Source organism: Mesorhizobium sp. DxT (genome assembly GCF_058448885.1).
Window position 1 is genome coordinate 524,602 of the sequence record NZ_JBZFLJ010000002.1, and the last position, 18,594, is coordinate 543,195.

The following is an 18,594-nucleotide window of genomic DNA, read 5'->3' on the forward strand; positions in this document are numbered from 1 at the left end:
CGCCGAGGTTCCGTTGGTCATCGATTGCATGTCCATGCTTGGATTACGCATTGCGAATGCTTTCGGTTCATCACGTAATGCCCTCGCGTTCGCAGACGTGGAAAGACAGGGGGCCGCAAAAGCGGCCCCCTGCCTGTCGATCGAACGAGCTCGATCTTACTGCCAGCTCTTGACCAGCTCGTCATAGTTGACGGTCTGGGGCTGTTCCTTCTCGTTCTCGATCTTGAGCTGCGGCGCGAGGTTGCCCTTCTCGACGGCATCCTTGTTCCAGTACTCCAGGTCATGCTCCTCGGCGAGCTTGGGGCCGATGTCGCCCTGCACGCCTGCGCGTTCCAGTCGCTCCATCACCCGCTCCTGCTCGGCGCACAGCGAGTCCATCGCTTCCTGCGGTGTCTTCGCGCCAGAGGACGCATCGCCGATCGCCTGCCACCAGAGCTGTGCGAGCTTCGGATAGTCAGGCACGTTGGTGCCGGTCGGCGACCACTGCACGCGGGCCGGCGAGCGGTAGAACTCGATCAGACCGCCGAGCTTGGGCGCGCGCTCGGTGAAGGACTCGTGCTGGATGCTCGATTCCCGGATCAGCGTCAGGCCGACATGGCTCTTCTTGACGTCGACCGTCTTCGAGACGACGAACTGCGCATAGAGCCAGGCGGCCTTGGCGCGATCGTCGGGGGTGGACTTCAGGATCGTCCACGATCCCACGTCCTGGTAGCCGAGCTTCATGCCGTCCTTCCAGTAGACGCCATGCGGCGACGGCGCGAAACGCCACTTCGGCGTGCCGTCCTCGTTGACCACCGGCAGCCCGTCCTTGACCATGTCGGCGGTGAAGGCCGTGTACATAAACATCTGCTGAGCGATCTCACCCTGCGCCGGAACCGGGCCGGATTCCGAGAAGGTCATGCCCTGCGCCGAGGCCGGTGCGTAGGCCTTCATCCAGTCCAGATATTTCTGGATGGCATAGACGGCAGCCGGGCCGTTGGTGTCGCCGCCGCGCGCCACGCAGGAGCCGACGGGGCGCGAGTTCTCGTCGACCTTGATGCCCCATTCGTCGACCGGCAGGCCGTTCGGCAGGCCCTTGTCGCCGTTGCCGGCCATCGACAGCCATGCGTCGGTGAACCGCCAGCCCAACGACGGGTCCTTCTTGCCATAGTCCATATGGCCATAGACCTGCTTGCCGTCGATCTCGCGGCCGGTGAAAAACTCTGCGATGTCCTCATAGGCCGACCAGTTCACCGGCACGCCGAGGTCGTAGCCGTACTTCTCCTTGAATTCTGCCTTGTTCGTCTCGTCGTTGAACCAGTCGTAGCGGAACCAGTAGAGGTTCGCGAATTGCTGGTCGGGCAACTGGTAGAGATCGCCGTCCGGCGCAGTGGTGAACTTCAGCCCAATGAAGTCGTCGAGGTCGAGGTTCGGGTTGGTGACGTCCTTGCCCTCGTTCGCCATCCAGTCGGTCAGCGAGCGGGCCTGCTGGTAGCGCCAGTGGGTGCCAATCAGGTCCGAGTCGTTGACATAGGCGTCATAGACGTTTTCGCCCGACTGCATCTGCGTCTGCAGTTTCTCGACGACGTCGCCCTCGCCGATCAAATCGTGCGTGATGTTGATGCCGGTAATGGCTGCGAATGCCGGGGCCAGGGTTTTGGATTCGTACTCATGCGTGGTGATGGTCTCCGACACCACCTTGATGTCCATGCCCTTGAATTGTTCTGCAGCGTCGATGAACCACTGCATCTCGGCTTCCTGCTCCTCGCGGCTGAGCGCGGACATGTCGCCGATCTCTGCGTCGAGGAATGCCCGCGCCGCTTCCATGTCGGCGAAGGCGGGCGCCGCTCCGACCAGGAGCGCTATTGCTGTCGTTGATGCCAAAAGCTGCCGTCGCATTGATTTCCTCCCTAGGGTTTGAATGCGATCCGGAAGCGGCGCAGGTGTGCCGCATCCGCAGTTTCCCGCGCTACACGTATCGAAACACGCCGATGGCGTAGACGACCGAAAGTGCGAGTGCCCACCACAGGCCGGGCCCGACCAGCCCAAGCCAAGCGAGATGGATGAAGGCGCTGCCGAGCAGCGAAACGAAAAGGCGGTCGCCGCGCGTCGTCTCGAAGCGCAGGATGCCCACACGGGGATGCCCCCCGGGCCGGGCGTATTCCCACACGGCCATCAGCGCGAGCAGCAGGAAGATGGTCGAGAAGAACAGCGCGGTCGGGAATGACCATGCCATCCAGCTCCGCGGAAACAGCGAGGCGAACCAGTCCCGCTCGCCGTCCTCGACCGGCAGGCGCTGCATGAAGAACCAGACCGCCGCGACGTAGATCGCCAGGACGACGGCCAGTGGTATCTGCCAGCGGCGTGTTTGCGTCATCATACCCTCCCCAGGGCGAAGCCCTTGGCGATGTAGTTGCGCACGAACCAGATCACGAGCGCGCCGGGGATGATCGTCAGCACGCCGGCTGCGGCCAGCACGCCCCAGTCGAGCCCCGAGGCGGAGACCGTGCGGGTCATCGTGGCGGCGATCGGCTTGGCGTCGGTCGTCGTCAGCGTGCGGGCGATCAGCAGTTCCACCCAAGAGAACATGAAGCAGAAGAAGGCAGCCACCCCGATGCCGCTGGCGATCAGCGGCATGAATATCTTCACGAAGAAGCGCGGGAAGGAATAGCCATCGATATAGGCGGTCTCGTCGATTTCCTTCGGCACGCCGGACATGAAGCCTTCGAGGATCCAGACCGCCAGCGGAATGTTGAACAGGCAGTGCGCGATCGCCACGGCGATATGCGTGTCGATCAGGCCGAAGGCCGAATAGAGCTGGAAGAACGGCAGCGCGAAGACCGCCGGCGGGGCCATGCGATTCGTCAGCAGCCAGAAGAACAGGTGCTTGTCGCCGAGGAACCTGTAGCGCGAGAAGGCATAGGCCGCCGGCAGCGCCGCGAGTACCGAAATGGTCGTGTTGAGCACGACGTAGATGATCGAGTTGATATAGCCCGAATACCAGGACGGATCGGTGAAGATCACCGCGTAGTTGCGCAGCGTCGGGCTTTGAGGCCACAGCGAGAAGACGTTGAGGATTTCCTGATTGGTCTTGAAGCTCATGTTGATGAGCCAGTAGATCGGCAGCATCAGGAAGATGATGTAGAGCGTCGGCACCAGCCACCAGAAGCGGGATTCCCCGCCGCGCCGGCGCATCTGCCGCAGCACGCGCTCGTTCGCCGCCGCCTTGTCGGCCGCGTTCCGGGTCGCGGGCACGGCCTCGCCGTTGCGCATCGTGGCCGTCCTTTCGTCGCCGGCCATCACTTCTTCTCCGCGTCGTAATTGGTCATGACGGTGTAGAACACCCACGACATCGCCAGGATGATCAGGAAGTAGATGATCGACATCGCCGCAGCCGGGCCGAGGTCGAACTGCCCGATCGCCATCTTCACGAGATCGATCGACAGGAACGTCGTCGAGTTGCCCGGCCCGCCACCCGTCACCACGAAGGGCTCGGTGTAGATCATGAAGGAATCCATGAACCGCAGCAGGATCGCGATCAAAAGCACGCGGCTCATCTTCGGAAGCTGGATGTAGCGGAAGACGGCCCAGCGCGACGCGCCGTCGATCTTCGCCGCCTGGTAGTAGGCCTCGGGGATGGAGACGAGGCCGGCATAGCACAACAGCACGACGAGGCTCGTCCAGTGCCACACGTCCATGACAATGACCGTAACCCAGGCATCGATCGGATCGTTGACGTAGTTGTAGTCGATGCCGAGCGTGTAGAGGGTGCGCCCGAGCAGGCCGATGTCGATGCGGCCGAAGACCTGCCAGATCGTGCCGACTACGTTCCACGGTATCAGCAGCGGCAGCGCCATCAGCACGAGGCATACTGGCACGCCCCAGCCCTTGCGCGGCATGTTGAGCGCGATGAAGATGCCCAGCGGAATCTCAATGGCCAGGATGATGGCCGAAAAGGCGAGATTCCGACCCATCGCCAGCCAGAACCTGTCGGAGCTGAGAATCTCCTCGAACCATTCGGTGCCGGCCCAGAAGAACTGGTTGCCGCCGAACGTGTCCTGGACCGAATAATTGACGACTGTCATCAGCGGGATCACGGCCGAGAACGCCACCAGCAGCAGCACCGGCAGCACCATGAACCAGGCCCGATTGTTCCAGGTCTTCTCCATGGTCAGCCCTCCGTCGCTATCCGCCAGGAATCGGCATAGAGATTGATCCCCGCCGGATCGAAGCTCACCTTCGGATCGGTGGGAATGTCGTCGTCCTCACCGAGGATCGCCGCGATCTCGCGGCCTTCGAGCATGACCCGCACGATCCGGTAGCGCCCGACATCCTCCACCTTGCTGATCGCGACCGGCATGCCGCTGCGCCCCACGCGCACGAACTCCGGCCGGATGCCGAGCTCGATTGTGCCTGCGGGCTTGCCGGCAGGCGCGGCGGGAAGCTGGATCGTCTGGCCGCCGAGCTGGGCCCGCTGGCCGTCGAGCGCCACCGGCAGCACGTTCATGCCCGGCGAGCCGATGAAGTAGCCGACAAAGGTGTGCTTCGGCCGCGAGAACAACTCATCCGGCGTGCCGATCTGCACGATCTCGCCCTCATACATGACGACGACATCGTCGGCGAAGGTCAGGGCCTCGGTCTGGTCGTGCGTGACATAGACCATGGTGTAACCGAAGCGCCGGTGAAGCTGCTTCAACTGCGAGCGCAGCACCCACTTCATGTGCGGATCGATGACCGTCAGCGGCTCATCGAACAGGATGGCGTTGACGTCGGAACGCACCAGCCCACGGCCAAGCGAGATTTTCTGCTTCTGGTCGGCCGTCAGCCCACGGGCCTTGCGCTGTGCCCATTCCTGCAGGTCGATCATTTCGATGATTTCGCGGACCTTCCGGTCGATCTCGTCCGCCGGCACACCGCGATTGCGCAGTGGAAAGGCCAGATTGTCGTAGACCGTCATCGTGTCGTAGATGACCGGGAACTGGAACACCTGCGCGATGTTGCGCTCCTGGGTGGAAAGCCGGCTCACATCGTTGCCGTCGAAGAGGATGCGACCTTCCGACGGCTCCACCAGCCCGGATATGATGTTGAGTAGCGTGGTCTTGCCGCAGCCCGACGGCCCGAGCAGCGCGTAGGCGCCGCCGTCGCGGAACGTGTGATGCACTTCCTTCAGAGCATAGTCGGCCGGGCCCTGCGGCTTCGGCCCGTAGGAGTGGCGGATGTGGTCGAGGTCGATCCGTGCCATCTCTTCCCCTCAGGCTGCCTGCGCCATGCGGCCGGTGCTGTCGAAGACCATCAGATGCCGCGGATCGATGTAGGCGTCGATCATCTGGTCGGCCTCGAAATTGTGAATGCCACGCGCCAGCATCACCCACTTTTCATCGGCCACGGCCAGGTGAACGAAACTCTCCGAGCCAGTGATCTCGGTGACGGTCACCTTCGCCTTCACCGCGACCGCCCGGTCGTCGGCTGGCGCGAGTGTGAGATGATGCGGCTGGAAGCCGATCGTGTAGGAGCCGTCCGAGATGCCCGCCAGATGGGCCGGCGCCGGCAGGCTCAGTCCGCCATCCAGCTCGAAGCGGTTTCCTCTCTTGGTCAGCAGCATCGTGTTGAGCGGCGGGTCGGCGAAGGTCATCGCGGTGAGCAGGTCGTTGGGCTTGCGGAACACTTCGATGGTCGGGCCGAACTGGGTCACCCGCCCCTCCGACAGCGTCGCCGTGTTGCCGCCGAGAAGCAGCGCCTCCGACGGCTCGGTGGTCGCATAGACGAAGATCGCGCCCGACTGCGAGAAGATGCGCGGCAGCTCGGCGCGCAACTCCTCGCGCAGCTTGTAGTCGAGATTGGCCAGGGGCTCGTCGAGCAGCACCAGCCCGGCATTCTTGACGATGGCGCGGGCAAGTGCTGTACGCTGCTGCTGTCCGCCCGAAAGGTTGAGCGGCTTGCGGTCGAGATAGGGCGTCAGCCGCAGCAGTTCGGCCGCCTGCCTGACCTCGCGGTCGATCGTCGCCCTGTCGCGGCCGGCGACCCGCAGCGGCGAGGCGATGTTCTCATAGACGGTCATCGCCGGATAGTTGATGAACTGCTGGTAGACCATCGCGACGTTGCGCTTCTGCACGGCAACGCCGGTCACGTCCTTGCCGTCGAGCCAGACCGAGCCGGCGGTTGGCACGTCCAGGCCTGCCATGAGGCGCATCAGGCTGGTCTTGCCGGAAAGGGTCGGCCCGAGCAGCACGTTGAGGCTGCCATGCGACAGCGTCAGCGACACGTCGCCGATATGCGTATCGCGTCCGACAACCTTCGATACGTTGCGCAGTTCGAGCATTGATCCTCCTCCGAGATCGTCTGCCGTGCTTTCGTTCACGCGGCGGCTGTGTGCCGGCGCCCTCCCAGTTCCTTCATGTATTTCTCGAGCCCCGCTTCCTCCTCGGCGCTCAGATGCAGCCCGCGCTTGGTACGCCGCCACAGGACGTCGTCCGCAGTCACCGCCCATTCGTTCTCGACAAGATAGCGCACTTCAGCCTCGAAGAGATCAGCGCCGAAATTGCGCCCGAGATCGGCAAGCGACGCTGCCGAACCCAGAATCGCCCGGGCGCGCGTGCCGTAGAGGCGTACCAGTCGTTGCGCCATGCGCTGGTCGACAAACGGATAATCCTTCCGAAGCGACGCAACCTCCGCATCATAGCCCGTCGCCGGGAAGTCGCCGCCAGGCAGGACCGCATCCGCCGTCCAGGACTTTCCCTTAGCCCCGAGAAGGCCTTCGATCTTTTCGAGCATGGCTTCCGAGAGCCGCCGATAGGTGGTGATCTTCCCGCCGAATACGTTGATCAGCGGCGCTTCGCCGTCACCGCCTTCTGCCGCGAGCACATAGTCCCGCGTGGCCTCCTGCGCCTTCGACGCCCCGTCGTCATAGAGCGGGCGCACGCCGGAATAGGTCCACACGATGTCGTCTCGCTCGACCGGCTCGGTGAAATATTCGCTGGCCGCCGCACACAGATAATCGATCTCCTCTTCGGTGATCGACGTATCGGCGGGGTTGCCCTCGTAATCGTGGTCAGTTGTGCCGATAAGGGTGAAATCGTCCTCATACGGGATCGCGAAGATGATGCGGCCGTCCCGGTTCTGGAAGAAATAGGCGCGCGGGTCCGAAAACTTCTTGCGGACCACGATGTGGCTGCCCTGTACCAGCCGCACATTGTGAACGTCGTTGCGCCCCAGCGTGCCCGCCAGCACATCATCGACCCATGGCCCGGCCGAATTGACGAGCAGCCGCGCCTTCACCTCTTCGGTCTTGCCGGTGCCCGTATCCTCGATCGTCACCGTCCACAGCCCGTCCTCGCGGCGCGCGCTCGCCACCCTCGTCCGGGTGCGGATCACCGCGCCGCGGTCAGCGGCATCGCGCGCATTGAGCACAACCAGGCGGGCATCGTTGACGAACCCGTCCGAATATTCGAACGCCTTGCGGAAAAGCGGCTTGAGCGGCTTTCCGGCCGGGTCCGTCCGCATGTCGAGTGTGCGCGTGGCAGGCAAGAGCTTCCGCCCACCCAGGTGGTCGTAGAGGAACAGTCCGAGCCGGATCAGCCATGCCGGGCGGATGCCATCGGCATAAGGCAGCACGAAACGCATCGGCCAGATGATATGCGGCGCGGCGCGCCAAAGCACCTCGCGCTCCATCAACGCCTCGCGCACCAGCCTGAACTCGTAATGCTCGAGATAACGCAGGCCGCCATGGATCAGCTTGGTCGAACCCGACGAGGTTCCGCTGCCCAGATCGTTCATTTCGGCGAGGAAAACCGAGTAGCCGCGCCCAGCGGCATCGCGTGCCACGCCGCATCCGTTGATGCCGCCGCCTATGATGAAGATGTCGTAGCTGGCAGTGCCCACGCAGGATTCCCCTTGCTTTCGCAATGCAGCATAAATGCGCAGTATGAAAACCAAGGGGGATTATTTCGAAAACATAACGAATGTCAAACGAAACCTGTCCGGAAACCGCGCACAGCCCGAAACGGCTCCGGCTATATCCCAAACCGAAGACCGAACGTCCTTCAGAAATACAGTTTGCGGGTGCCTTCGCGCCGCTTTAGCGGGTGAAACTCTGCGCGTTTCCCGCATCGACATTGATGATGTTGCCGGTCGATTTCGCCGACATGTCGGAGGCGAGGAAGTACACAGCCTCGGCGACATCCTCCGGAAATACCGACCGCTTCAGCATGGATCGCTTGCGGTAATGCTCCTCGAGCTGATCCGGCTCCATCGCATAAGCGGCCGCGCGCTGTTCGCGCCATTCGCCGGTCCATATCTTGGAACCGCGCAGCACCGCATCCGGATTGACCGTGTTGACGCGGATCTGGTGTTCCGCGCCCTCCAGTGCCAGGCAGCGTGCGAGATGGATTTCCGCAGCCTTGGCCGTGCAGTAGGCCGCCGCGTTGGGCGACGCGGCGAGCCCGTTCTTCGAGGCGATGAAGACGATGTTGCCGCCCACGCCCTGCTGCTTGAAGGTTCGGAACGCTTCCCGCGAGACGAGGAAATACCCCTTGGCGAGAATGTCCATATTGCGGTCCCACATCGACAGTTCGGTTTCGTCGATCGGCGCCGAGGATGAGATCCCCGCATTGGAGACGAGAACGTCGACCCCGCCATATTCGACCGCGGCACGAGCATAGGCCGAGGCGACTGCCGTCTCGTCGGTCACGTCCAGTTTCACGGTGCGCACGAAATCCGCTCCGAAGGCCTTGGCGAATTCGTCTCGTGCGCTGCCGAGCGCGGCCTCGTCGATGTCGGCGAGCACCACGCATGCGCCCTCGCGCAACAGCCGTGTCGCGGTTGCCTTGCCGATGCCACCCGCCCCGCCGGTCACAAAGGCGATCTGGCCGGCCAGCGATTTCGGCTTCGGCAGGCGTTGCAGCTTCGCCTCCTCGAGAAGCCAGTATTCGATGTCGAACGCCTCCTGGGCCGGCAGGCCGACATAGCTCGACACCGATGACGCGCCGCGCATCACGTTGATGGCGTTGACGTAAAATTCGCCGGAAATGCGCGCCGTCGCCTTGTCGGCGGCGAATGTGAACATGCCGACGCCTGGCATCAGGTACACCACCGCGTTGGGGTCGCGCATGGCAGGCGAATCCGCATGCTTGCATTCTTCGTAATAGGCCCGGTAGCCGGCGCGGTATTCGTCGAGCGCCCCGGGCAGCGCCGCGACCACGGCATCGACATCCGGTCGCGCGGGATCGAACTCGATCACCAGCGGCCGGATTTTGGTGCGCAGGAAATGATCCGGGCAGGATGTTCCGAGCGCCGCCAGCGGCCGCAGCTCCGCGGAATTCACGAATTCAAGCACTGTATCGGAATCGTCGAAGTGCCCGACCTTGCGCGGACCGTCCGCCGAGATCATGCCGCGTATGCGCGGCATCAGCCGCGCGGCAATCGCCCGGCGCTTCGCAGCGGGCAGGGAGCGGGTCGCCGCTCCGCCGAAGGCCGGCTTGTCCGCCGCCTCGTTCTCGAACCAGGCGATAGCCTGGTTGATGGTGTCGATGGTGGTCGCGTAGCAATCCTTAGGCGTGTCGCCCCAAGTAAACAGTCCGTGGCTTCCCAGCACGACGCCCTTGGCCTGCGGATTCTCGCGGCAGAATTTTTCCAGCCACAGGCCGAGCTCGAAGCCCGGCCGCTTCCATGGCAGCCAGCCGATGGCGTCGCCGAAGATCCTCTTCGTCAGCGCTTCGGAATCCTTGGCAGCCGCGATCGCGATGATCGCGTCGGGGTGCATGTGATCGACATATCGGTGCGGCACGAAGGCGTGCAACGGCGTATCGATCGAGGCCGCGCGCGGATTGAGGTTGAAGGTGCAATGCGGCAGGTAGCCGACCATTTCGTCTTCATGCGCGAGCCCGCGATAGAGCCCTTTCAGCGCGTTCAGCCTGTCCATGTAGAGGGTTGCGAAACCGTCGAGCTTGATCGAGGCGCTGTCGCCGCCCGATCCCTTGACCCATAGCACCTCGACGTCCTCACCGGTCAGCGGGTCTTTCTGCGTGATCGTGGAAGATGTGTTGCCGCCGCCATAATTGGTCACGCGCCTGTCGGACCCGAGCAGGTTGGAGCGGTAGACGAGACGTTCCGGCTCGCTCATCGCGGCAGCCCTGGCGTCGTCCCAAAGGTTTTCGAGCCGCGCGGCGCTGTTCCCGATCATATCCACACTCCTCCCGGTGCGGCACGAAGGGGTGCCGCTTCGCTGCCGGCAATTCAGGCCAAGCCATGCAGTTTGTCAATCGTAAAAAGAGTGAAGTTGCTCATATTGCGATGCAATAGCCTTTGTTTGCATTGCGATATGAGCAAACATTCTCATTATCCGCTTGCACGCAACGCTATTTTGCGTAACTTAACTCATACGACGCGTTTCGCGACGCCACGGGAGGAGGAATCGTGAGCGACCTGAGCCGCCACAAGCAGATCATCGAGATCCTGCGGGACAGGCCGTTTGCCTCCGTGCGCGACCTTCAGGAGCGTCTCGGCGTGTCGGCTGCCACCATCCGGCGCGATATAGACAAGATCGATGGCTCTGGTGCCGCTCGAAAGGTCTATGGCGGCATCTCGGCGCTGGACGGAGCTGCGCAAGCGACCGCATTCGCACGCCCTTATGACGAGAATCGCGACCTCGCGGTCGACGCGAAGCGCCAGATTGCCGACTGTGCCGCCACCATGGTGGCCGACGGCGACTCCGTCATCGTCAATGGCGGCTCGAGCTGCTTCCACCTCGGCGTGAAGCTCGCCGAGCGCAACATCCGTCTGTTCACCAACTCGATGCCGCTCGCCGCCTATCTGGGCGATCACGGCAAATGCAGCCTGACCGTCGCCGGCGGCGAACTCCACCGCGAACCGCGCGTCATCTATTCGCCTGCCCAGCCGGTATCGTTCTTCGCTTCCAAATATTTCGTCGGCGCGCAGGGCATCAGCCCCGACGGCCTCCTGGAATCGCACCCGCTGATGGTGCGCTCGATCCAGGAGCTCAGCATGAATGTCGACCAGATCGTCGTGCTGGCCGACAGCCGCAAATTCTCGATCCACGCCCGCAACGTGGCCCTGCCGCTCTCCAGGATCGCGACCCTCATCACCGATGACGGCATCAGCGACCAGCATGCCAAGATGCTGGAGAACGCGGGCGTCAGCCTCTGCGTTGTCTCCGCCAACGGGCTTGGAGGCTGACATGGCCGGCGCCGCGCCCGTCCTGGAAATGCGCGATATCAGCAAGACGTTCGGCGTCGTGCGGGCATTGCGCAACGTCTCACTGACGGTCCACGCCGGCGAACTGCATGCCTTGATGGGCGAGAACGGGGCCGGCAAATCAACGCTGATGAAGATGCTGTCCGGCGCCTACCGGCCCGATCCCGGCGGCGAAATCCTCATCGACGGGCAGCCCGTCACCACCGGCGACCCGATCAAGGCCCGCGCGAACGGCGTCGCGGTCATCTATCAAGAGCTGTCGCTCGCGCCGAACCTGACCGTTGCGCAGAACATCTTCCTCGGCAACGAGCCGCGCCGGTTCGGCGTCGTCGATGCCGGCGCGATGATGACGCGCGCGAAGCCGATCATCGACCGGCTCGGCCTGTCCTTCTCGCCCCGCACACGGGTTTCGCAGCTTTCGCTTGGGGAGCGCCAACTCGTCGAGATCGCGCGGGCCTTGTCCACAGATGCGCGCATCATCGTCATGGATGAGCCGACGACATCGCTCACCTCGCGCGAGACCGATCGCCTGTTCGAGGTGATCGCCGGGCTCAAGGCGCAGGGCATCGCCATCATCTACATCAGCCACCGCATGGAAGAAGTGTATCAGCTCGCCGACCGCGTCAGCGTGCTGCGCGACGGCGGCTATGTCGGCACGCTGGACCGCGACGAGCTCGATGCGCCACGCCTCGTCTCGATGATGGTGGGGCGCGACATCTCGTCTTTCTACAAGAAGGAGCATCAGGCGCCCGGTGCGCAGCGGCCGGTCGCGCTTTCGGTCCGCGGCCTGTCCGCCGAGCGGCTGGTGAAAGACTGCTCGCTTGATCTGCACGAGGGCGAGATCCTGGCGCTCTCGGGGCTGATCGGTTCCGGGCGCACCGAGCTTGCCCGGTTGATCTACGGCGCGGACCGCAAGACCGCCGGAACCATGGAGCTTGGCGGACGCCCGGTGGAGATCGCCTCGCCGGGAGCCGCGCTGGAAGCGGGCATCGCCTATCTCACCGAGGACCGCAGGGAACTCGGCCTTTTCCTCGACATGTCGATCGCCGACAACATCAACATGGGTGTCATGGCGCGCGATGCACGCCGGCTGGGCTTCCGGGACTTTGCGGCGGCCGACAAGCGCGCGACACGGGCGGTGTCGGATCTGTCGATCCGCACCAGTTCGACGCGCATGAATGTCGGCTCGCTGTCGGGCGGCAACCAACAGAAGGTGCTGCTTGCCCGCCTGCTGGAGACCAAGCCCAGGGTCGTTATCCTGGACGAGCCGACGCGCGGCGTCGACGTCGGCGCCAAGTCCGAGATCTACCGCATCATCGACGACCTCGCCAAGGACGGCATCGCCATCCTGATGATCTCCAGCGAGCTGCCGGAAATCATCGGTGTGGCCGACCGCGTGCTGGTCATGCGCGACGGCGAGATCGTCGGCGAAGTATCCGCCCGCGCAGACCGACGGTTCACCCAGGAAGAGATCATGGAACTTGCCACCGGAGCGTCAGGCACATGACTGACAAGACAAGCACCGCACCGACCGACGGCGCCCGGCAGGCGCGCTTCCGCGTTGCATTCGCCGCACTCGGCATGCTGCCTGCCCTCATCCTGCTGGCGGTGATCTTCCAGGTCATCAATCCGCGCTTCATGACCGAGACGAACCTGCTGATCGTGCTGCAGCAATCCTCGATCAACATCGTTCTCGCCGCCGGCATGACCTTCGTCATTCTCACGGGCGGCATCGACCTGTCGGTCGGTTCCATACTGGCGGCTTCGGCGATGATCGCCGTGATCGTGTCGCTGATGCCGGAAATCGGCATGCTCGGCGTACCGGCTGCAATTCTCGCCGGTCTCGCCTTCGGCATGATGAATGGCGTGCTCATCGCCTATCTGAAGCTGCCACCCTTCATCGTCACGCTCGGGTCGCTGACGGCGGTACGCGGCGTGGCGCGCCTGCTCGGCAACGACACAACCGTCTTCAATTCCGATCTGCCGTTCGCCTTCCTCGGCAACGGCACGTTTCTCGGCGTCCCCTGGCTCGTCATCATTGCGCTGCTGGTCGTGGTGATTTCATGGTTCGTGCTCAGACGCACGGTGCTGGGCACCTGGATCTATGCAGTCGGCGGCAACGCTGAGGCGGCCAGGCTCACCGGTATCAAGGTGCCGCTGGTTCTGCTGTTCGTCTACGGGGTCTCCGGCCTGCTCGCCGGCCTCGGCGGAGCTCTGTCGGCCGCGCGTCTTTATGCTGCGAACGGCCTCCAGCTCGGGCAATCCTACGAGCTCGACGCCATCGCCGCCGTCATCCTCGGCGGCACCAGCTTCGTCGGAGGCGTCGGCTCGATCTGGGGCACGCTGATCGGCGGTCTCATCATCGCCGTGCTGTCCAACGGGCTCATTCTCGCCGGTGTTTCGGACATCTGGCAGTACATCATCAAGGGCTTGGTCATCATCGTCGCGGTCGCCCTCGACCGCTACAGGCTCCAGGCAGGAGCACGAACATGATTGGCCTCAACGCGCCGGCCGCCGGCCGGACATAGCATCGCGCCGCGAGAGGCGCGGCGCAGTCGGAGGAGAACCAAATGAAGTGCATCACCAAACTGCTTTGCGCAGCCGCGCTCGCCTCGGTTGCCATCGCCCCTGCATCCGCCAAGGATCTCGAAAAGGTCGGCATCTCGGTCGGCCTGCTGGGCAACCCGTTTTTCGTTGCAACCATCAAGGGCATCGAGGACGCCGCGAAAAAGATCAACCCGAACGTGGAGGTCACGTCGGTGTCGGCCGACTACGATCTCAACAAGCAGGTCTCGCAGGTCGACAGCTTCATCGCTGCCGGCGTCGACGTCATCATGCTCAACGCGGTCGATGCCAAGGCGATCGAACCGGCCGTCAAGAAGGCACAGGCAGCGGGCATCGTGGTTGCCGCCTTCGACGTCTCCGCGCCGGGCGCCGACGTCACCGTGATGACCAACAACGTCAAGGCCGGCGAAGTCGCCTGTCAGTATCTGGTCGATCACACGGGCGGCAAGGGCAACTACGTCATCCTCAACGGCCCGGCCTCCTCGTCTATCATCGACCGCGTCCAGGGTTGCAAGAACGTGCTTTCGCAGCACCCCGACATCACCATCCTGTCGGACGACCAGAACGCCGAAGGCTCGCGCGACGGCGGCCTGAAGGTCTTCCAGGCGCTGCTGACCCGCTTCGACAAGATCGACGCGGTCTTCGCGATCAACGATCCGACCGGCATCGGCGCCCAGCTGGCCGCCCGCCAGCTCAACCGCAACGAGTTCATCATCACCGCCGTCGACGGCGCGCCGGACATCGAGAAGGAACTCTCCAGCGGCAATTCCATGATCAAGGCATCGGCCTCGCAGGACCCGTACGTCATGGCCGGGCAGGCGCTTGACATGGCAGCCGCAGTGCTTGCGGGCGACAAGCCAGCGGAACCCACGGTCCTGCTCGATCCCAAGCTGATCACGGCCGAAAATCTCGGCGAATACCAGGGCTGGACCGCCGCCCGCTGAACCAAAGCGCACGTTCCGGCCGCGTCTATCGCGGCCGGAAGCCTTCCACTTCGAACGGGGAAAGAACCATGGCGCATGTCGGCATTCATTCCTTCGTCTGGTCGGCGGCATCCGACCAGTCAGCGCTCGACCGCACGCTGGAGCGGACGAAGGAAGCAGGTTTCGATCTGATCGAATTCTCATATCTCGATCCGGCCGACGTCGACATCGACCGTCTCGCCAAACGCATCGCCGAACATGGGCTTGGCGTCGCGATCAGCATCGGCCTCCCGGAGGAAGGGGACATCTCCAGCGCCGACAGGGCTGTCGCCGCGCGCGGCGTCGAGATTCTCGATGAAATGGTCGCGCTCACCCGCGATCTTGGCGGCAATGTCCTTGCTGGCATCCTGCAGACGAGCCATGGCCTGCAGACGGAGATGCCGACGAAGGACGGCTGGAACCGCAGCGCCCACACGCTTGCCGAAGTCGCCGAGCGTGCCAAACGCGCCGGAGTCTCGCTCAATGTCGAGATCGTCAACCGCTTCGAGAGCAACTTGCTCAACACCGCATCCCAGGGCATCGCCTATATCGAGACGTCCGGGTCGGACAATATCTTCCTGCACCTCGACACGTTTCACATGAACATCGAGGAGGCGGACGCCGCGCTCGCCATCAGGCACGCGGCCGACAGGATCGGCTATTTCCATATCGGCGAAAGCCATCGCGGCTTCCTCGGCACCGGCAGCATCGACTGGCCGGCCATCTTCGACGCGCTCGTCGCCGTCGGCTATTCAAAGGACGTTTCCTTCGAATCCTTCTCGTCCGAGATCGTCGACGAGAACCTGTCGCGCAAGACCGCGATCTGGCGCAACCTCTGGTCCGACAATGTCGAGCTCGCCCGCCACGCGCGGCGCTTCATCGATGTCGGCATGGAGACCGCGCGTCGCAAGCATGAGCTTGTCGCGGCGGAGCATCGGCCGTGACGGACCCGGCCCCGAAAGCCGGCCCGCTCGCCGTCTTCGACCTCGGCAAGACGAACTCGAAGCTGTTCGTCTTCGCGCCCGACGGCAGGCTGCTGGACGAGCGCCGCACCAGGCCGGTCTGGAACGACTTCCATGGCCGGAGCGTACTCGATGACGAGGCGCTGTTTTCCTGGATGAGCGCCGAACTCGCCGACGTGACCGCCATGCATGGCGTCACCGGCCTGATGATCTCGGCGCATGGCTGCGCCTTCGCGCTGGTGCGCGACGGCGAGCTGCTTCACCCGGTCCTCGACTACGAGCAGGAAATCCCCGATGCGGTGGCCGCGAAAATCGACCCGATCCTGCCGGATTTCTCCGAGACCTACACGCCACGCCTGCCACTCGGCTTCTCGATCGCGCGCCACATCCACTGGCTCGAAACCGAGGAGCCCGAACGCTTCGCGAAGACGCGGGCGATTCTGTGCTTCCCGCAATACTGGGTCTGGCGTTTCACCGGCAGGCCGCTGGCCGAATGGTCCTATCTCGGCGCGCACAACCAGCTCTGGGCTCCCCTGAAGCGTGACTTTTCCTCCCTGGTAGACCGGCTGGGCTGGCGCGATCTCTTTCCGGAGATCGCGCCAGCCGGTGCAGTGGTCGGCACCACCGAAGTCACGCTTCCCGAAGGCGCGCATCGCACATTGAACGTCCACAATGGCGTCCACGATTCCAACGCCGCCCTCGCCTATTACCGGATGACCGGACTTTCCGGCTTCACGCTGGTCTCCACCGGAACCTGGGTCATCATCATCAACCTCGACTGCCCGCTCGATGCGCTGGATGGCGAACGCGATATGATCGCCAACGTCACCGTCAACGGCGAGCCGGCGCCCTCGCTGCGCTTCATGGGCGGGCGCGAATATGACGTCATCAGCGGAGGCTGGGACAAGCCCATCACACGGGATGCGGTCGAGCGCGTAATGGCGCGCAGCGTCTTCGCCATGCCGTCATGGGCAGCCGGCGGCCCGTTTCCGGAAACGACCGGCGAGATCGTCGGCGGCGATGTCGAGGGCGAAGAGCGTGCCGCCGTCGCCGCGCTCTACGTGGTCATGATGACCGACCTTTCGCTCGACCTCATCCGTTCCGACAACCTGCTCGTCGTCGATGGTGGCCTCGCAAGGATCGACTTGTTCACCGCGATGCTCGGCCAGCTTCGTCCGTCCCAGACAGTCGCCCGCTCGACCATGAGCGAGGGGTCGGCCACCGGTGCCGCCGCCCTCGCCTTCAAGGCGCTCGGCCTCTCGCCCTTCCGCGACGAGACGGTCTCCGTCGCGCCGAGCAGCATCCCCGGCCTGGAAACCTATCGCGACCGCTGGCGCGAACTGGCCGCAGAGCGGCGCGCAGCCGCGCGGACCTCGGCTGTTCCGGTCAAGGAGGCAACCGGATGACCTCGCGCGAGCCGTTCATCAGCCTCAGCGGCATGTCGAAGTCCTTCGTAGGCATCAAGGTTCTGAAGGATGTCGATTTCGACGTGCGCGAAGGCGAGGTCCATGCGCTGCTCGGCGAGAACGGCGCCGGCAAGTCGACGCTCATCAAGATGATGGCGGGGCTATACAAGCCGGACAGCGGCACCATCACCGTGAACGGTGAGGAGATGAAGTTCGCCGCCACCGGTGACGCGACCGCCGCAGGCATCGCCACCGTCTATCAGGAGCTTCTGCTTTTCCCCGAGCTGACCGTCGCCGAAAACGTCTTTCTCGGCCACTATCCGCGTACCGGCGCCGGGTGGATCGACTGGGCGGCCGTGCGCGCGCGCACTCGTGAACTGCTCGACCAGCTCGACACCCACGATCTCGACGTCGACGCCAAGGTGCTGACGCTGTCTGTCGCGCAGCGCCAGCGGGTGGAGATCGCCAAGGCGCTGAGCCGCAACGCGCGCATCCTCATCATGGACGAACCGACGGCCTCGCTGGTGGAATCCGACGTCCAGCGACTGATGCAAGTGGTCCGCCAATTGCGGGAACGCGGCGTCGGCATCGTCTATGTCAGCCACCGCATGTCCGAAATCTTCGCGCTCGCGGATCGCGTCACCGTCCTGCGCGACGGCGCGCATGTCGCCACCTGCGACATCGGCGAGGTAAACGAGCAGCAGCTCGTCTCGATGATGGTCGGCCGCCCCATCGACAGCCTTTTCCCGAAGGCGGAGGCCGAAATCGGCGAAACCGTGCTGGAGGTGAAGCACCTCAATCACGGCCGCCATGTGCAGGACATCTCGTTCAGGCTCCGGCGCGGCGAGATTCTGGGCATTGCCGGTCTCGTCGGTAGCGGTCGCACCGAGCTCGCGCTGACGCTGTTCGGCATGACGCCGGCGACCTCGGGCGAAATCCTCATGGAAGGCGCGCCGGTGCGCATCGGCTCGCCTCGCCAGGCCCGCGACCTCGGCATCGCCTACGTGCCGGAGGATCGTGGGCTGCAGGGCCTCGTGCGGCCGATGGCGATCCGCAAGAACGTCTCCATGGCCACCATCGAGAAGCTGTCTTCGGGCATCTTCATCAGGGCTCGCGCCGAGGCGGAGCGCGCGAGGGAGGCCGTCAAGCGGTTCGGCATCCGCTGCCGCGACATCGACCAGCCGGTCAGCGAATTGTCCGGCGGCAACCAGCAGAAGGTGGTGATCGCCAAATGGCTGGAGACCGAGCCGAAGGTGCTGATCCTCGATGAACCCACACGCGGCGTCGATGTCGGCGCGAAAGCCGAAATCCACACTATCATGGGCGAGTTGGTCAAGCGCGGCGTCGCCATCCTGATGATCTCGAGTGAACTCCCCGAAGTGCTCGGCATGAGCGATCGCATGCTCGTGATGAGCGGCGGCCGGGTCACCGCCGAGATCGACCGGGCCGACGCGACGCCGGAACGCGTCGGCGCCGCCATGACGGCGCATCGCGGCGCGGAGGCGGCCTGAT

15 protein-coding genes are annotated in these 18,594 nt (G+C 64.0%); 7 read left to right on the forward strand and 8 right to left on the reverse strand.

Annotated elements, in window-relative coordinates; translation table 11 throughout:
* Positions 1 to 156: 156 nt before the first annotated feature.
* From ACVJNE_RS06595 to ACVJNE_RS06630, 8 genes are all read right to left on the reverse strand, one after another.
* On the reverse strand, positions 157 to 1,878 hold the full coding sequence (locus ACVJNE_RS06595; RefSeq protein WP_499564008.1) for an ABC transporter substrate-binding protein: 1,722 nt from the start codon (positions 1,876 to 1,878) through the stop codon (positions 157 to 159).
* Positions 1,879 to 1,948: 70 nt separating this feature from the next.
* Positions 1,949 to 2,356 carry a DUF2160 domain-containing protein gene (locus ACVJNE_RS06600; RefSeq protein ID WP_421929427.1) on the reverse strand — a complete coding sequence of 136 codons (408 nt, stop codon included), beginning with the start codon at positions 2,354 to 2,356 and terminating at the stop codon, positions 1,949 to 1,951.
* Positions 2,356 to 3,174: a carbohydrate ABC transporter permease gene (locus tag ACVJNE_RS06605; RefSeq protein ID WP_368801966.1), complete on the reverse strand. Its 819-nt coding sequence runs from the start codon at positions 3,172 to 3,174 to the stop codon at positions 2,356 to 2,358. Before ACVJNE_RS06605 ends, ACVJNE_RS06600 begins: the two co-directional genes overlap by 1 nt.
* Before the next feature lie 104 nt (positions 3,175 to 3,278).
* Positions 3,279 to 4,148 (reverse strand): carbohydrate ABC transporter permease, encoded by an 870-nt coding sequence (locus ACVJNE_RS06610; RefSeq protein ID WP_173188853.1) that lies wholly within the window; start codon positions 4,146 to 4,148, stop codon positions 3,279 to 3,281.
* Positions 4,149 to 4,150: 2 nt separating this feature from the next.
* A complete protein-coding gene (locus ACVJNE_RS06615) occupies positions 4,151 to 5,221 on the reverse strand; it encodes an ABC transporter ATP-binding protein (RefSeq protein WP_499564011.1) in 1,071 nt (356 codons plus the stop codon).
* Positions 5,222 to 5,230: 9 nt separating this feature from the next.
* Positions 5,231 to 6,298, reverse strand: coding sequence for an ABC transporter ATP-binding protein (locus ACVJNE_RS06620; RefSeq protein ID WP_499564013.1), 1,068 nt, complete (start codon positions 6,296 to 6,298; stop codon positions 5,231 to 5,233).
* A 35-nt stretch (positions 6,299 to 6,333) separates the two neighbouring features.
* A complete protein-coding gene (glpD, locus tag ACVJNE_RS06625; RefSeq protein ID WP_499564015.1) occupies positions 6,334 to 7,857 on the reverse strand; it encodes a glycerol-3-phosphate dehydrogenase in 1,524 nt (507 codons plus the stop codon).
* A gap of 196 nt (positions 7,858 to 8,053) precedes the next feature.
* A complete protein-coding gene (locus ACVJNE_RS06630; RefSeq protein WP_499564017.1) occupies positions 8,054 to 10,156 on the reverse strand; it encodes a bifunctional rhamnulose-1-phosphate aldolase/short-chain dehydrogenase in 2,103 nt (700 codons plus the stop codon).
* 233 nt (positions 10,157 to 10,389) lie between these two features.
* On the opposite strand from ACVJNE_RS06630, the gene ACVJNE_RS06635 reads away from it, so the two are divergent.
* The 7 genes from ACVJNE_RS06635 to ACVJNE_RS06665 all read left to right on the forward strand — a co-directional run bounded on the left by ACVJNE_RS06635 (position 10,390) and on the right by ACVJNE_RS06665 (position 18,593).
* Positions 10,390 to 11,169 (forward strand): DeoR/GlpR family DNA-binding transcription regulator, encoded by a 780-nt coding sequence (locus ACVJNE_RS06635; protein ID WP_499564019.1) that lies wholly within the window; start codon positions 10,390 to 10,392, stop codon positions 11,167 to 11,169.
* Between the two features lies 1 nt (position 11,170).
* Positions 11,171 to 12,694: a sugar ABC transporter ATP-binding protein gene (locus tag ACVJNE_RS06640; protein WP_499564021.1), complete on the forward strand. Its 1,524-nt coding sequence runs from the start codon at positions 11,171 to 11,173 to the stop codon at positions 12,692 to 12,694.
* Positions 12,691 to 13,680, forward strand: a complete 990-nt coding sequence (locus tag ACVJNE_RS06645) for an ABC transporter permease subunit (RefSeq protein ID WP_499564023.1) — start codon at positions 12,691 to 12,693, stop codon at positions 13,678 to 13,680. Before ACVJNE_RS06640 ends, ACVJNE_RS06645 begins: the two co-directional genes overlap by 4 nt.
* A 77-nt stretch (positions 13,681 to 13,757) precedes the next feature.
* Positions 13,758 to 14,696 carry an ABC transporter substrate-binding protein gene (locus tag ACVJNE_RS06650; protein ID WP_499564025.1) on the forward strand — a complete coding sequence of 313 codons (939 nt, stop codon included), beginning with the start codon at positions 13,758 to 13,760 and terminating at the stop codon, positions 14,694 to 14,696.
* Between the two features lie 68 nt (positions 14,697 to 14,764).
* On the forward strand, positions 14,765 to 15,658 hold the full coding sequence (locus ACVJNE_RS06655) for a sugar phosphate isomerase/epimerase family protein (protein ID WP_499564027.1): 894 nt from the start codon (positions 14,765 to 14,767) through the stop codon (positions 15,656 to 15,658).
* Positions 15,655 to 17,082: an FGGY-family carbohydrate kinase gene (locus ACVJNE_RS06660; RefSeq protein ID WP_499564029.1), complete on the forward strand. Its 1,428-nt coding sequence runs from the start codon at positions 15,655 to 15,657 to the stop codon at positions 17,080 to 17,082. The genes ACVJNE_RS06655 and ACVJNE_RS06660 overlap by 4 nt, the downstream gene beginning before the upstream one ends.
* Positions 17,079 to 18,593, forward strand: a complete 1,515-nt coding sequence (locus ACVJNE_RS06665) for a sugar ABC transporter ATP-binding protein (RefSeq protein WP_499564031.1) — start codon at positions 17,079 to 17,081, stop codon at positions 18,591 to 18,593. The genes ACVJNE_RS06660 and ACVJNE_RS06665 overlap by 4 nt, the downstream gene beginning before the upstream one ends.
* Position 18,594 lies beyond the last annotated feature (1 nt).

Excerpts from the sequence above, each read along its gene's own strand:
- ACVJNE_RS06620 (WP_499564013.1), bottom strand. The coding sequence starts at position 6,298 with ATGCTCGAACTGCGCAACGTATCGAAGGTTGTCGGACGCGATACGCAT.
- ACVJNE_RS06645 (WP_499564023.1), top strand. The coding sequence starts at position 12,691 with ATGACTGACAAGACAAGCACCGCACCGACCGACGGCGCCCGGCAGGCG.
- ACVJNE_RS06655 (WP_499564027.1), top strand. The coding sequence starts at position 14,765 with ATGGCGCATGTCGGCATTCATTCCTTCGTCTGGTCGGCGGCATCCGAC.
- ACVJNE_RS06640 (WP_499564021.1), top strand. The coding sequence starts at position 11,171 with ATGGCCGGCGCCGCGCCCGTCCTGGAAATGCGCGATATCAGCAAGACG.
- ACVJNE_RS06600 (WP_421929427.1), bottom strand. The coding sequence starts at position 2,356 with ATGACGCAAACACGCCGCTGGCAGATACCACTGGCCGTCGTCCTGGCG.
- ACVJNE_RS06595 (WP_499564008.1), bottom strand. The coding sequence starts at position 1,878 with ATGCGACGGCAGCTTTTGGCATCAACGACAGCAATAGCGCTCCTGGTC.
- ACVJNE_RS06610 (WP_173188853.1), bottom strand. The coding sequence starts at position 4,148 with ATGGAGAAGACCTGGAACAATCGGGCCTGGTTCATGGTGCTGCCGGTG.
- ACVJNE_RS06650 (WP_499564025.1), top strand. The coding sequence starts at position 13,758 with ATGAAGTGCATCACCAAACTGCTTTGCGCAGCCGCGCTCGCCTCGGTT.
- ACVJNE_RS06605 (WP_368801966.1), bottom strand. The coding sequence starts at position 3,174 with ATGCGCCGGCGCGGCGGGGAATCCCGCTTCTGGTGGCTGGTGCCGACG.
- ACVJNE_RS06630 (WP_499564017.1), bottom strand. The coding sequence starts at position 10,156 with ATGATCGGGAACAGCGCCGCGCGGCTCGAAAACCTTTGGGACGACGCC.
- ACVJNE_RS06615 (WP_499564011.1), bottom strand. The coding sequence starts at position 5,221 with ATGGCACGGATCGACCTCGACCACATCCGCCACTCCTACGGGCCGAAG.
- ACVJNE_RS06665 (WP_499564031.1), top strand. The coding sequence starts at position 17,079 with ATGACCTCGCGCGAGCCGTTCATCAGCCTCAGCGGCATGTCGAAGTCC.